The sequence below is a fragment of the Paenibacillus sp. FSL R5-0744 genome (assembly GCF_037972555.1).
Lineage (GTDB): Bacteria > Bacillota > Bacilli > Paenibacillales > Paenibacillaceae > Paenibacillus_AQ.
The window spans coordinates 1,842,344-1,856,999 of sequence record NZ_CP150228.1 but is presented as its reverse complement, the minus strand read 5'-3'; the positions used below and the strand labels follow the sequence as shown (position 1 = coordinate 1,856,999).

General features: G+C 43.6%; 10 protein-coding genes. 1 reads left to right on the top strand and 9 read right to left on the bottom strand.

Annotation, left to right across the window (positions count from 1 at the left end; genetic code table 11):
* Positions 1-63: 63 nt before the first annotated feature.
* Complete coding sequence (locus MKY19_RS08075; protein ID WP_076284233.1) at positions 64-1,674, top strand: diguanylate cyclase; 1,611 nt, start codon at positions 64-66, stop codon at positions 1,672-1,674.
* Positions 1,675-1,734: 60 nt separating this feature from the next.
* Here the strand turns inward: MKY19_RS08075 and pulA are convergent, their stop codons facing one another.
* The 9 genes from pulA to MKY19_RS08030 all read right to left on the bottom strand — a co-directional run bounded on the left by pulA (position 1,735) and on the right by MKY19_RS08030 (position 14,452).
* Complete coding sequence (gene pulA / locus MKY19_RS08070; protein WP_339801910.1) at positions 1,735-4,074, bottom strand: type I pullulanase; 2,340 nt, start codon at positions 4,072-4,074, stop codon at positions 1,735-1,737.
* Positions 4,075-4,488: 414 nt separating this feature from the next.
* The gene (gene ptsP / locus MKY19_RS08065; RefSeq protein WP_149645821.1) at positions 4,489-6,201 is read right to left on the bottom strand and encodes a phosphoenolpyruvate--protein phosphotransferase; all 1,713 of its coding nucleotides are present in this window, start codon (positions 6,199-6,201) and stop codon (positions 4,489-4,491) included.
* Positions 6,194-6,469 (bottom strand): HPr family phosphocarrier protein, encoded by a 276-nt coding sequence (locus MKY19_RS08060; protein ID WP_042131974.1) that lies wholly within the window; start codon positions 6,467-6,469, stop codon positions 6,194-6,196. Before MKY19_RS08060 ends, ptsP begins: the two co-directional genes overlap by 8 nt.
* Positions 6,470-6,569: 100 nt before the next feature.
* Positions 6,570-8,633: a glucose-specific PTS transporter subunit IIBC gene (gene ptsG / locus MKY19_RS08055; RefSeq protein ID WP_339271547.1), complete on the bottom strand. Its 2,064-nt coding sequence runs from the start codon at positions 8,631-8,633 to the stop codon at positions 6,570-6,572.
* 279 nt (positions 8,634-8,912) lie between these two features.
* A complete protein-coding gene (locus MKY19_RS08050; RefSeq protein WP_339246209.1) occupies positions 8,913-9,788 on the bottom strand; it encodes a PRD domain-containing protein in 876 nt (291 codons plus the stop codon).
* Positions 9,789-9,916: 128 nt separating this feature from the next.
* A complete protein-coding gene (locus MKY19_RS08045; RefSeq protein ID WP_339801905.1) occupies positions 9,917-11,539 on the bottom strand; it encodes a hypothetical protein in 1,623 nt (540 codons plus the stop codon).
* A complete protein-coding gene (locus MKY19_RS08040; protein WP_339269771.1) occupies positions 11,523-12,230 on the bottom strand; it encodes an ABC transporter ATP-binding protein in 708 nt (235 codons plus the stop codon). The genes MKY19_RS08045 and MKY19_RS08040 overlap by 17 nt, the downstream gene beginning before the upstream one ends.
* 111 nt (positions 12,231-12,341) lie before the next feature.
* A complete protein-coding gene (locus tag MKY19_RS08035; protein WP_339801901.1) occupies positions 12,342-13,916 on the bottom strand; it encodes a flotillin family protein in 1,575 nt (524 codons plus the stop codon).
* Complete coding sequence (locus MKY19_RS08030; RefSeq protein ID WP_042186148.1) at positions 13,916-14,452, bottom strand: hypothetical protein; 537 nt, start codon at positions 14,450-14,452, stop codon at positions 13,916-13,918. The genes MKY19_RS08035 and MKY19_RS08030 overlap by 1 nt, the downstream gene beginning before the upstream one ends.
* Between the last annotated feature and the right edge of the window lie 204 nt (positions 14,453-14,656).

The window sequence follows — 14,656 nt, the reverse complement described above, 5'->3', positions numbered from 1 at the left end:
TCCGCAGGTTATAGTTAGCAGCAATAAGATTTGTTAAACATCTTATGCGGGGAGAAGATGACCGTGGCTGGATTTTTCGATATCAAAGTAACACGCAAACTAATCTTTATTTTCGCTGCGATCTCCATTCTACTGGTTGGAATTAGTGTAGCTTCTTTACTCTATCTAAATCACACCATTAACAGAATGTCAGATTCTTTATATGAAGATGTATTTGAGAACTCTGAGCTCATACTGAGCGCTGATCGTGATCTGCATCAAGCCGCAATCGCTCTCCACTCCTCCATGAGCTCGAACCTCACTGACGCTGAACGTGATCAGTTCATTCAGGAATTTAAGGACAATAATCAACAAGCACAAGAACGGGTAGGCCTAGCAAGTTCAGACATCAAATCTATCAACAAACCCTACAGTGATTTGAAACAGGCAAATATACTTACTGAATTAGAGAACGAGCTCCATGCCTTCGAAACATCCCTAGTCCTATGGAAGAGTACAGGAAGTAAATTGATAGCTGAACGGATGCAAATCGGATGGGACCCTGCTTCATATCATGCTGTAAGTCTGAACATGCAGTTAAATGAAGTCAGAACTCATCTAGATCAATCAGAAGACCTGATAGACACCTACGCTTTACAAGTAACAGATGGGTTCCAAGATAAAAAGAGTGCACTCTTTGCGCTATACTCATTGGTCTTCTTTATACTGCTTCTAGTTATTATTTATCTGGGTCGCAAAATCATTTGGCTCAAAAATGAAATGTTGGAGGAACAAACACTCTATCAGCTAATCGGCGAAACCATGTCTGACTTTATTATTTTGACTGATCCTAACGGGTTGATACTGTATAGCTCACCTTCACATTCAAGTATTCTCGGCTATGTTCCTAAAAAGGGTGACCCACTCTCCAACTACATTCGTGAACCGGAAATTGCTTGGGCTAAACTAAAGAGTGTCGTTCAAGGAACCCCTCGTATCTCAGAGCTACGAATGCGTGGAGCTGAAGGGCAATGGGTATGGCTGGAAACGAAGGTATCGCCTGTTCGGGGAAGCAATAATTTCCCAGCACAATTTATGTTAGTGTCCCGTGAAATTACACAACGGAAGCAATACGAAGAACGATTACATAAGCTAGCCTTCTATGATCATTTAACCGCGATTCCCAACCGTGCTCATTTCAAAATGTACATGGAGAATCTCATCAACCAACCCGAGGAACGGAGAAAGAATATTGCACTCGCATTGCTGGATTGTGACAGATTCAAGCAGTTAAACGATACCTTAGGACATCTGGCTGGAGACGAATTTCTCCAACTGCTCTCTCGAGAGCTTTTGCAAACGGTTAAAGGTGTAGGCCAGGCGTTCCGGATTGGCGGTGATGAATTCGCGGTGGTACTGCACCGATTTACCTCTCCAGAAATGTTAGATGAAATGCTACAACGGTTGCTTAAGTTATTCAACAAATCTTGGTCTATTGACAATGGTTCTAGCTTCCACACCTCCGCAAGTATTGGTGTAGCCCTATTTCCTGAGCATGGAGGCAGTATTAATGAACTTCTGCGTGCCGCTGATCTAGCTATGTACCTTTCCAAAGACCATGGAGGGAATGAAGCTAATCTCTACTACGAGCTTTTAGATGTAGGTTTATCCAACCAGATCATCGGAAAACCATAAGATCAACAAAAAGAGCTGTTCCAGGGTACAACTAACCCTGAAGCAGCTCTTTTTTATTTTTTAACTGGTTAACTGCAAATGATCATCTGAGATCTCATCATTCTCCTGATCACGATCTATAACCATGACCTTGATCAGCTCGTCATCCTTGGAACAATCAATGAAGCGATCGCCATCCCCATCTTTCTCTTCCCAGTCATTAAGTCGTAATATATACCCGATAGAATCGGTATCTGGCAAGACCTCAATTCGTGCAACTGCACGCCCATCCTCCAAATACCGAAAGTCGCATTGTCCGTCCTGAATTCCTGTATCCCAAACCCAAAGATTCCAGCCTTGATATTTCCCATCTGGCCGCTCATAGTGTACTTCGATAATTTTGGACCGCGGTGCTGGCTCACCACATTCATCATAGAGCACCATCATCGACAAGCCTTCAATTTCCACCTCGCTACCTGCGACCTTCCGGAATGCTTCTGTCCCCGCTCGGGTATGATCCACTACCACGTTCCAACCGTTATTAGCTTCAGGAAGAGATAGCTTTACTCGATCATTATTGGCATTAAAGATGACTGTTATATTGTTCCAGAGGTCGCCTCCTGCATGATTTCTAAGCAGGTACGACACGATCCCCCCATCACAGCGCAGAAATTCCAGCGAACGCTCAATTTCCTGCCGACCATGTAGACGAAATGCCGGATGTGTACGCCGCAGTTCGATCAAACCTTTATAATATTGAAATACAGGCTTAAACATACTCTTCATGTTCCAGCGGATCGCGTTAATCGTATCACCGCTACGATAGCTATTATGATCTCCAAATTTACTGCGCAGTAGCTCATCACCGGCATGCAGGAATGGAATCCCTTGCGAGGTCAGGATGATTCCATTTGCAAGTAGGGATCGGCGCACGGTCTCATTGCTGAGAATATTCTCCAGATCTACATTCACGTAAGGATTAGCCCGTGAAACGGCATCCTGAAATCCCCCTTGAACGGTAAGCACCTTATCCCATAAATTCAAATTGTCATGGGCCGTTACATAGTTCACCGATTCCACTGGGGAGTCTGTAAATTCGTGGATGGCTCCTTTGATTCCGGCTGCAATAGCCCCTTCTTTGCCGTATTCCCCTGTAATGAAGCCCCGTCCCCATCCATCACTATCACCTTTGATCGCGGAACGAAAGTTATCATTGAAGACAGCATATCCTTTCCCCCGCTGCACACCTTTTAGCGTCTTTGTTGCCAGTGGAGAATCTCCACCTGTCCAAGGTTCGCCATATAACAGCAGATTAGGATTCACCTCAAGTCGAAGCTCTTCCGTTATTTCACGCATGGTCACACTATCCATCAGACCCATAAGATCAAATCTGAAGCCATCAATATGATACTCCGTAGCCCAGTAGGACAACGAATCCTTAATATATTTGCGTACCATCGGACGCTCTGTAGCCAGCTCGTTACCAACTCCTGAGCCATTAGATAAACGTCCCAAGTAGTCACGGCGATAGAAGTAATCTGGTACAAGCGGCTCGAAGGGGCCCTTCTCCACAGCGTACGTATGGTTGTAAACCACATCCATAATCACTGAAATCCCACGACTATGCAAAGCCTGAACCATTTCTTTAAATTCCCGGATTCGTAGACCTGGATCGGTAGGATCAGTGCTATATGATCCTTCCGGTACATTATAATGCTGAGGATCATATCCCCAATTGTAGTCGGTATGTTCAATGGACGAACCACGCTTTATTACACTTAACTCATCTACGGTCTGGAAATCAAACACGGGCATCAGATGTACATGGGTGATACCCAATTCAACAAGATGATCAATACCTATTGCATTTCCTTCCGGATCTCTTAAGCCAAATTCGGTAAATGCTTTGAATTTGCCCTTATAGTACATGCCAGAGCTCTCATGTGAGGAGAAGTCACGCACATGCAGCTCATAAATAACCGCGTCTGCAGGATGCTGCAATGGAGGAGCAACGTCCTTCTCCCAATGCTCAGGATGGGTCCTACGCAAATCAACGATTGCTGTTCTTAAACCATTTGCCGATACGGCTGTTGCATAAGGATCTACTGCTTCCGTCACATTTCCATCAGCAAATACAGCACGGTACATATAAAATTTCCCTTTTAAATCACCTGATAACTTAGTCTGCCAGACTCCGCCGTTCTGACGCTGCATATATATAATACGCCCACTATCTGTAGAGCTCGGATCAAATCCAATGTTACGTTGATTTCCATCTGTTTCGTACATAACTAGAGATACAGCAAAAGCAGTAGGTGCCCAAACTTTAAATACACTGTACTCCACCGAGTACGTCAAGCCCAGGTCTTTACCTTCATAGACCTCTAACATTAATTCTGTATTTATAACATTTTTACTCATGAGTTAACACCATCCTATGGCTCCCTGGCTAACTTATAGGGATGCTTATAAGTCCAAATATTTCCAATTTAGATCATATTAATACTTGCACAGCTCTGCAAGTCGGTAAAGGAGTATAAACTTTCTATGGATTCATACTATTATTATATGTAAGACATATTTACAGGTTTGGGTTCCTTACCGACTTTATACTCATCACTATTACTATCGGCATAGACATCTGTGCAATAAAGCAAATAAAAAGTGAATTTAATTATTCTAAATTGAGTATAACGCTCACGTATGAACTTAAGCCAACGTAAGAAATAAAATTATCGATATACACACAAAAAAACCGACCTCCAAACATCGGAAGTCGGTAATAGTAGTTGGAACGTTATAAAACGTTTAACGGAGTAATGCATATGGAAATAGTTAGTTAGTGATGCTTTGAACAAGTGCAGCTACTTCTTCAGCAGTGCCAAGTTGCAATGCTTTTGCAGCCAGTTCCTTCATGTCGGCAGCCGACAATTTAGAAATTTGACTACGTGCTGGCAGAATTGACGTTGCACTCATACTGAATTCATCAAGGCCAAGACCTAGTAAGAGTGGAATCGCTGTTGCGTCCCCAGCCATCTCACCGCACATTCCTGTCCATTTACCTTCTGCATGCGCTGCATCAATTACATTCTTGACCAGACGCAGGATGGCCGGATTGTATGGCTGATACAGGTAAGACACCCGTTCATTCATACGGTCAGCAGCCATTGTATATTGAATAAGGTCATTCGTACCAATACTGAAGAAATCAACTTCCTTTGCGAACTGGTCAGCCAGTACAGCAGTGGAAGGAATCTCAACCATAATGCCGAGCTGAATGTTGTCAGATACTTCCTTGCCTTCTTCACGAAGCTTCGCTTTCTCTTCAAGCAGAAGATCACGAGCTGCACGGAATTCACCAAGTGTTGCGATCATAGGGAACATAATGCGAAGATCCCCATGAACACTTGCTCTCAGTAAAGCACGCAGTTGTGTACGGAAAATATCCTGACGATCCAGACAAAGACGAATCGCACGGAATCCTAAGAAAGGATTCATTTCCTTTGGAAGATCCAGATACGGAAGTTCTTTGTCGCCACCGATATCAAGTGTACGTACGACTACCGGTTTGCCTTTCATATTCTCAAGCACAGTACGATAGGCGTTATATTGAATTTCCTCAGAAGGCAGCTTATCGCGGCCCATGTATAGAAACTCAGTACGATACAAGCCTACACCTTCGCCACCATTCTCAATTACACCATTGACATCGTTTGGTGTACCGATATTAGCCGCCAGCTCCACGTGCTTACCGTCTGCAGAAATCGTTGGTTTATCACGAAGTTTCTTCCACTCTGCAATTTGCAAGTCGTAAGCTTCCTGCTTGCGAACGTACTCTGCCACTTCTGCTTCACTAGGATTAATAAGAACGTCTCCGTTCAGACCATCAACAATCACTAGATCCCCAGAATTCACTTCTGTCATGACATTTTTAGTTCCAACTACCGCTGGAATTTCTAAAGAACGTGCCATAATCGCGGAGTGGGACGTACGTCCACCAATGTTTGTTGTAAAACCTTTAACATACTTGCGATTTAGCTGTGCTGTGTCAGAAGGTGTTAAATCCTCAGCGATAACAATAACCTCTTCATTGATTTCTGCAGGACTAACATAATGAATACCCAGCAAGTGGTTCAGCAGGCGTTTGGTCACATCACGCATGTCAGCTGCACGTTCTTGTAAGTAAGCACTCTTCATGTTTTCGAACATTTCAATGAATTGTGTAGCTACTTCGTTTAGTGCATAGTCCGCGTTAACCGATTCCTGACGAATTTTATCAATTACGGGATTAATCAGCTCAGGGTCCTCAAGAATCAGCAGATGGGATGCAAAAATCTCTGCTTTCTTCTCTCCTAGTTCTGCTAAAGTACGCTCTTTAATAGTCTGCAGTTCAGCACTTGATTTAGCAAGTGCGTCATTCAACTTGGCTACTTCTGCTTCAGGATCACTGATACTAGTTTTTGTAATTGTATAATCCGGATGTTTCAGGATAAAAGCACGGGCTACTGCAATCCCTGCTGAAGCCGCGATTCCTGAAATTTTATTCATGGATTTCCCCTAGCCCTTCTTTAATCATTACATCAGAAAGTGCGCTCAGAGCTTCAGCTTCTTCGCTACCTTCAGTAATCAGAGACAAAGTGTCTCCAGCTTCTAGACCCAATGACAATACGCCAAGAATAGATTTCAATGTAACTTTTTTGCCTTTTGCTTCTGCATAAGCTTCTGTACCTTTGAATTTCGTAGCTGTATTTACCAAGGCAGTTGCCGGACGTGCGTGAATTCCATCTTCATCAATAATTCTGAATGTTGTTTGCATAATATTATCCAACTCGCTTTCTTTTAATAGAATATTTTTAAATTTATAGTGAAGGCTTCGCTCCCTTTAATGTTTAAAGGAAGCGTCCACCCTTGCACTTTTACTGAATGGTAATAATATCCTTATCGCCAATGGATACCTTACCTGGCTTCTTCAAGGTTACGGAAGAGCCTTCTGGTAAATTGGAGAAAATAACAGGAGACATTACTGATGGTGCATGTGCTTTTACATATTCTAAATCCACTTCCATGATCGGCTGTCCAGCAGCTACAAGGTCGCCCTCTTCGACTAGAACTGTAAAGCCTTGACCTTTAAGCTTAACTGTATTAACCCCTATATGAACGAGCACTTCCTTACCTCCATCGGACATAATGCCGATCGCATGCTTGCTCGGGAATACATTAAACACTTTACCGTAGACCGGTGAAGCAATCTTTCCATCATCGGATAAGAAAGCAAAACCATCACCCGTCATTTTTTGGGAGAATACTGCATCGGGAACCTCAGTGATATCCACTAGTTCACCATTTACCGGAGAGACGATATCTTCTTTGATAATCGCTTCACCAGCTTCACCTGCCTGCTGTTCTTCTTCAGGCTGTGGCGTAGCCGCTACCGGCGTTGGTGCAGGTGTCTTCCCGCTAATTACATCTTGAATCTGAGATTTAATGGTATCGGAACGTGTGCCGAAGATCGCTTGAATGTTATTACCCACCTCAAGCACACCTGATGCACCTAACTTCTTCAGACGAGTCTTATCCACACCTGATTTATCTTTAACCTCCACACGAAGGCGGGTAATACAAGCATCCAGATGAGCGATGTTCTCTTTACCACCCAACGCAGACAAGATATTTCGTGGTAAATCATCACCCGTTTTAGAAACGGCTTCTGTGTTAGTATCTTCAACCTCACCCGTATCCTCTTCACGACCCGGTGTCATCAGATTGAACTTCCGAATAACAAAGCGGAATCCGAAGTAGTAAATTACGGCAAGGGCAAGACCTACTGGAATTACGAGCCACCAAGCCGTACGGTTCGGGATAATACCAAAGAGCACGTAATCAATAAAACCTCCAGAGAAGGTCATACCAATCTTGACATTAAGAATATGCATGGTCATAAAGGACAAACCTGCAAAAACAGCATGTACTGCGAACAGCAATGGAGCTACGAACAAGAATGAGAATTCAAGCGGCTCTGTAATCCCTGTCAGGAATGAAGTCAATGCTGCGGAAAGCATCAAACCTCCGACAAGTTTTTTATTATGAGGTTTAGCTTCATGATAAATGGCCAAAGCAGCTGCTGGAAGACCGAACATCATGAAAGGATACTTACCTGTTGTAAATGTTCCTGCTGTGAATTCTACGCCATCACGAAGCTGCTGCATGAAGATCCGTTGGTCACCACGAACCAATTCCCCAGCTTTATCTACGTAGGTACCAAATTCATACCAGAACGGAGAATAGAAGATGTGATGCAGACCAAAAGGAATAAGCGAGCGTTCGATTGTTCCGAAGATAAACGCTGCGAGCGTTTTATTCGTATCAATCATACTTTGTGATACATAGTTCAGACCGTGTTGAATTGGCGGCCAAACTAAGGTCAATGCCAAACCAAGAATCAAAGACGTTACCGCAGTCATGATCGGAACGAAACGTTTACCTGCGAAGAAACCCAGGTAGGATGGAAGTTCGATTTTGAAGAATCGTTTGTACATGGACGATGCCAATATACCGACGAGTATACCTCCAAATACCCCCGTTTGCAGTGTTGGAATTCCTAAGACGCTAGCATAGGAAAAGTCGCCTTGGCTCAGGACATAATCATTGACGCCAATTACAGTACCCATCGTAACATTCATTACGAGGAAACCAATAATAGCGGCTAGACCAGCAACACCCTCACCACCGGATAAACCGATGGCAACACCCACGGCAAATAGTAAGGATAAATTATCAAATACAATTTGCCCTGAGTTCATCAATACGTTCGCAATTGCCTGAACTACATCGTTCTCAAGTGCCGGAACGTATTGTAGAAAATCGGGGTTTACCAGCATGTTTCCTATTCCAAGGAGCAGACCGGCTGCTGGCAGTATGGCTACTGGGAGCATCAGCGCTTTACCGACTCTTTGTAAAACGCCGAAAAGCTTTTTGAACATCATGGTCACTTCCTTTCATTATTCACATTTTCAGTAAAACAGATGCCAAAAAAGGCATGAGCAACACAGTATAAAGGTTGTTATCTAACGCTAAGGTTAGATTACCCCAAGATGGGGACTAGCAACCAAAATACTGTAAATCACTCATGCCTGATCGAATCAGTTACACGCTTGGTATTCTGTTTTAATTAGGACACCGATATTGTAGCACCGTTTTTTTGTAGTGACAAGCTTTTTTTAAAATATAAGAAAGTATAAGTTTCACTTTATACATTATCCTTATATTTCTCGCTTCGTCTCCATATCCACTTCATCCTCCTTCTTCTGGGCAAGACGTTGCAAATGAACTGTCAAATAACTGACCTCTGCTGGATACACAGGAATTCGAACTCGGTTCTCAATCACCTTAGTTAATTGCCAAGCCAAGGTATACATTTCGGGATACTCTCGTTTCATAAGACCATCCAGCGTAGAAGTCTCCCGCACTGATTCTCCACGGCGCAGTCTTTCTAGAACAAATCGTAGATGAGTCACCAACCGCGAATAATCAAGTGAATCACGTGGAATTCGATATTCGAGATTATTCTCTACGATTCCGATCAAATCACCAATCAAAAGAGAATGCTGTCTGACCTCGGAAATTTGTCTATTACTCAGCGCGCTAACGATATGAAGTGCAACAAAACCCACCTCATCTACAGGCAATTCCACGCCCATGCCTTCATTAATCCGCTCAATCGCATACTCTGCCATCTTATACTCTTCAGGATAAATTTCCTTAGTCTCATACAGAAATGGATTATGAATTGGGATGTCTTGTTCATAACGCCGTATAGCAAATGAGATATGATCAGTGAGTGCAATATGAACATGCTCATTAAGTGGTTGACTACTGCTATGCATAATATATAACAAAATTTCATGTACAATCTCAATCAACTTCTCATCCACTTGGGGAAGAAGCTGTTTATATTGTTCCTGTTCTTCTTGGCTGCGGAGAATAAACATCTTCTCCACAGAGGATAGGTTAATCCGATCATGCAATTTTCGATTAAAACCTATCCCTTTTCCAATTACTACAACCTCGGAATATTGGGGATGGTCCGCAATGATAACGTTGTTATTTAACACCTTTGCTACAGTTATGCTACTCATTTTTGCCACCTCTTTTATCTCTAAACACCTGACTTCCAAGCAGCAAACGCAACATGAAACGGTACGATTAAAAAACTCTCGTTACCATCATATCATCAACATTCCGATATTAGAAGAACACTCGCATTCTATTTTACCCGGAAAGTTCGGCTGGAGAACTTGTATACCAACGTCACGGCAATAACCATATAAGCAATCGTTCCCGCAAGAACAACTAGCGTAAATAGTGACGATGCTTTTGGAAATCCGATACAAGCAACGCTTAGTCCTAATACAATGCTGTTGACGATAAAAAAGAACGGATTTTTCATATTTAGCTCCGTGCTGTACGGTTGAAAGATATAATACATGAACAAATGGTGCACTGAGAAGAACAAGGAAAGACAAAGAATCGTTACCCAAAAGATCACCGCATCCATCAAACCCCAATCTGCACCAGAGAGCAGAAACAGCAGAGTACATGCTAAACATATGGCGACAGCAGGAATAAGATTAAGGCCACTCAATTTAATTAGACGAATCTTAAAATTGTCTAGAATCGCAGCTTGTTCACGATAGAATCCATAGCGCAACAAGCTTAGATCACAATTGTAAAACATCGCTTTGCATACGCGCTCACCTATAGAGGTATAGTTCATTATAAATACAAAAAAGGGAAGTCCACCGAGCAGATATGCTGTAAATTCGGACGAAGTCTCCGGCGAAATAAGCATCATTAGGACAGCCACTATAAAGAGCACACCAATGATCGTTAAACGCCTCTGGATGGGTTGAATCAACAAGCGTTTATGCCTGGAGAAAAAAATAGCATTTAGGTAGGCGTAACCTGTCTTTCCTTGAAAAGCTTTCCCCTTAAGTTCTTCCGACGAAAAGTCCTTCTCCTTGGTCTGAACATCTGCCACCCTCGCTTCTTTCATCATCCGGTTCATATCCAGCAATGGATCATCTATCTTGGTAACGACATCTACAGCACTGCGATAGTTAGGATATTTCCCAATATACACAGCTGCAATTCCTCCAAGTACAACAATCACAAAACTCACTGGGACACTAAATCCTGTCGCATCATTTACAAAAGCATATCCTAGATAAAGAGGCACATAGGCAAGTAGGCCACCTAGGCCAATCACCGTCCACACCCAGCTCATCTTTTTAACTAACACAATTTCTTTTTTGTCAAAAAACCAAAGATTTAGCGCCTCGGTGACTATTCTCCAGGCCGTTAACAGTAGTGTTAGCCATACGCCATGCCATAGCGGTGCCCCAAAAATCCCCGCAAACACGGTTAATGCCGGAAAAAAATATATAAAGAACGTTAGCCCTTTAAGCAAAAGCGTAGCATGCATATACTGTTTCGCCGGAATTCTCATCAGCTTCACACAGATATATTTATCCCGTTTGGGCTCTAATATAAATACATTCGAAACCCCAGCCACTATAAAGCTCAGAACTATAAAAATATGTAAGAACAATGCATACTGTTCGGCGAGCGGCAATTCTTTGTGTGTAAGGACGATTGGCAAATAGATCACAATTCCCAAATAGGCGAACTTGCCTAAAAACCCCCACACTACCCTCAATGCAAGTACTATCCCAGCGAAGACTTGTTTTAGTGCAATGTTAGAGTAAATATCCCCTTTTAAAAGTTTGCCAAGAACAGGCAGCTTTTTGAAATAGTAAATCAGCCGATTGGCTCCGGACGAACCTCTAATCCTCTGAATGCTGCGAAGTGTACTAATCATTGTTGCCATCCTGAAGTAAAGCTATGATTTGCTCCTCAAATTCTGGACTTTGCAGAGTCTCACGCGGAATTTCTTGAAGGGTTCCATGATTTAGAATAACCAACTCGTCACATAAATCGGCGGCTAATTGCAAAATATGCGTAGAAAAAATAATGATGTGATCCTGCTTCATCTCACGCAGCAATTTCTTGATCTCAAGAGCCACAACCACGTCAAAAGAAGTTAAAGGCTCATCTAATAAAATCAAAGGCGGGCGAGTAATGATAAAGCAGAGCATTTGAATTTTATTCTTCATCCCGTGGGAATAACCCTTAATCAGCCGGTGCCGATCTTCTTCCTCAAACTTAATAATTGAAAAATAATCTTCAATGCTTTTATTCGGATCGATCTTTTCACGGTTGATGTCCATATAAAACTTTACGAACTCATAACCTGTCAGAAACTCAGGCAAAATGGGTAGGGAAAATACATATCCGATGTCCTCGTCACGAAGCGGACGGACACTATCCTTCTCACCAATAAAGGCAGCTCCGCTATCCATTTGGATCTCACCACTCAAACAATTGAAAAGTGTAGTTTTACCTGCTCCATTCCGTCCAAGCAGCCCGTAGATCTTCCCTCTTTCAAAGGTGAAGTCTGCATCTTTAATCACCTGTTTACCATCGAAGCTTTTATGGATATGATCTAAAGTTAGTTGCACGCTCGCGCACCTCTCCTATTCTAAAGCTAAGACCCAAAACATAGAGTAAGCCCGGTAGCAATCACCGAGCTTACCTTAAGTTAAATCATTCTATAGTAGTTATTGCTTTAACTAGTCCTCAGGTTGCTCAGCCACAGAAGTTGAAGCTTTGCTCGCTCCCCCCGATGCTGCTGGAGGTTGTATGGAGGTCACTGGTGTGACCGGAACAACCTTGCTTCCAGTTGACCCTGAGGATCTAGTCGTCAGCCCTTTAATCAGGGCCTCTACGTCAATTCCAGAGACGCTCTTCAGCATCTCAGGAGCCGTAGACATCAACTGGGTTACATAGTTGCTGACACGTGCCGCACCTTCACCATTACCGGTATCTACAACCGTAAGCTTATCAATGGATGCCAGCGGCTTCGCGATTTGGCCAGCCAAATCAGGCAGCATTTTGACGATAATATCGAGCACGGCTGCTTCGCCGAATTTCTGGAAAGCTTCCGCCAGCTTTTCTTTGGCTTCTGCTTCCGCTAGACCGCGCAACCTGATAACCTCAGCATCCGCTGTACCTTTAGCCAGCTCTGCATCCGCCATCGCTTGACCTTCAAGACGCTTTTGCTCAGCTGTCGCTTTAGCTTGCGTTTCAATACTATATTGCAAGGCATCTGCCTCACGCATTCTCTTCGCCTTATCAGCTTCCGCCGCTTGCTCTACTGCGTAACGATCCGCTTCCGCTTTTTTCTTCACTTCTGCGTCGTACTGCTTCTCGCGAACTTGAATTTCTTTGGCTTGCAAATCGATTTCACGTTCCTTACGTACCAGCTCAACCTTCATCTGTTCTTCAACAACGGTCTGCTTTGCACGTGCCTCTTGAATATGATAAGCCTGGTCGGCTTCCGCTTTCGCTGTATCCTGATCCCGTTTAAACGCAGCCACCTTAAGCTGGTTTTCCTTGGAGGCTTCGGCGATATTCGTATCCCGCAGCAGTTCTGCTTTTTGCCCTTGCTCTTCAGCGTTTGCCTTTTGAATTCTCGCATCCCGCACTGCTTCTGCTTCAGCGATCTCTGCATCCCGCTTCACTGCAGCTATCCGCGGTTTACCTAATGCGTCAAGATATCCATGTTTGTCTCGGACATCCTTGATAGTAAAGGAAACAATTTGCAGACCCATTTTCTTAAGATCACGTGCCGCCACGCCTTGAACCTCTTGCGCAAAACGGTCACGGTTACGATATACTTCCTCAACGGTCATCGAACCGAGAATGGCCCGCAGATGACCCTCAAGAACTTCTTGTGCTTCGCTCTTCAGCGCTTCAATCGGTTTGCCCATAAATTGCTCAGCGGCTGTCGCCACATCTTCAGTCGAGCTACCCACTTTAATAATCGCTACACCGTCAGCAATAACCGGAACCCCTTGTTCGGTGTATACTTCCGGGGTCGTCACATCGAGTTTATGAGAAAGAAGCGACATAAATTCAGCTTTCTGAAAGATAGGGAGGATAAATGCCCCGCCCCCACGTACTATCTTTATTTTACGACCAGAACCATCGTCTGAAATATGATTTTTCCCCAAGAATGACCCCGTTACGATCATCCCTTCATCTGGTCCAACAGTTTTGTAACGTGCCCAGAATGCGATACCTAGCACAAACAAAACAGCAACGACAACAGCAGGGACTAACAAATACTCAGGAATACCGAACATTAAAGATCCACTCCTCTTCTCTTTTCGAATTCTGACACCAATGCAACGCCTTCTCTAACCTCCACTACAACAACTTTAATCCCAGCCGGAAGCAGCTCATGATCAAAGCTTGCTGCCGTATGCAGGCTATTGCCGGCGCCAAACTTTACCATAATCTCACCATAACCCGTGGCGGGAACAGGAATTGTGATTTCCCCGATCTTGCCAGGCAGATCACTCATAGAGAAACCATTGGACATTTCGCTTTTTTCCATGGGCTTAACCACCCCTAGATACATAAGTACTCCCAAAAAAGCGGCGGCTAACAAAGATAAAGCAATGATCGCCCCAGCTTCCAGAGCGCTGTACCGGGTTAGAAGAATGCCCGCTCCGCCGAACACGGTTATTCCTCCTGCCAGTACGGTGGGATTCAGAAAATCTACGGATACGAAATCAAAGACTCCATGCAAAGCATCTCCGATCACATCACCCACCAGGACGCTGACTATGGCAAATATGACGCCTAGCGCCAAGCAGCCTAAATACAGCGTTTGCATATTTACTTCCTCCTGTCTTCATTCAGGACTGTCATATTACTTTAAACGAATAAAGTAGGTCATTGGTTTCACAAACTTTGGATATTTACCCATAAAAGTTCCATTCTGAGGATAAACGCACGAAAAATGCGGTCAGCAGCAGCGGAGATCAGGGACGATGTTGAGGAGAAATCCACAGTAGAGCATAAACGCAAAGAAGCGATT

Coding starts and splice junctions, on each gene's coding strand:
- pulA (WP_339801910.1), bottom strand. CDS start 4,074: ATGAGTAAAAATGTTATAAATACAGAATTAATGTTAGAGGTCTATGAA.
- ptsP (WP_149645821.1), bottom strand. CDS start 6,201: ATGAATAAAATTTCAGGAATCGCGGCTTCAGCAGGGATTGCAGTAGCC.
- MKY19_RS08060 (WP_042131974.1), bottom strand. CDS start 6,469: ATGCAAACAACATTCAGAATTATTGATGAAGATGGAATTCACGCACGT.
- ptsG (WP_339271547.1), bottom strand. CDS start 8,633: ATGTTCAAAAAGCTTTTCGGCGTTTTACAAAGAGTCGGTAAAGCGCTG.
- MKY19_RS08050 (WP_339246209.1), bottom strand. CDS start 9,788: ATGAGTAGCATAACTGTAGCAAAGGTGTTAAATAACAACGTTATCATT.
- MKY19_RS08045 (WP_339801905.1), bottom strand. CDS start 11,539: ATGGCAACAATGATTAGTACACTTCGCAGCATTCAGAGGATTAGAGGT.
- MKY19_RS08035 (WP_339801901.1), bottom strand. CDS start 13,916: ATGTTCGGTATTCCTGAGTATTTGTTAGTCCCTGCTGTTGTCGTTGCT.
- MKY19_RS08030 (WP_042186148.1), bottom strand. CDS start 14,452: ATGCAAACGCTGTATTTAGGCTGCTTGGCGCTAGGCGTCATATTTGCC.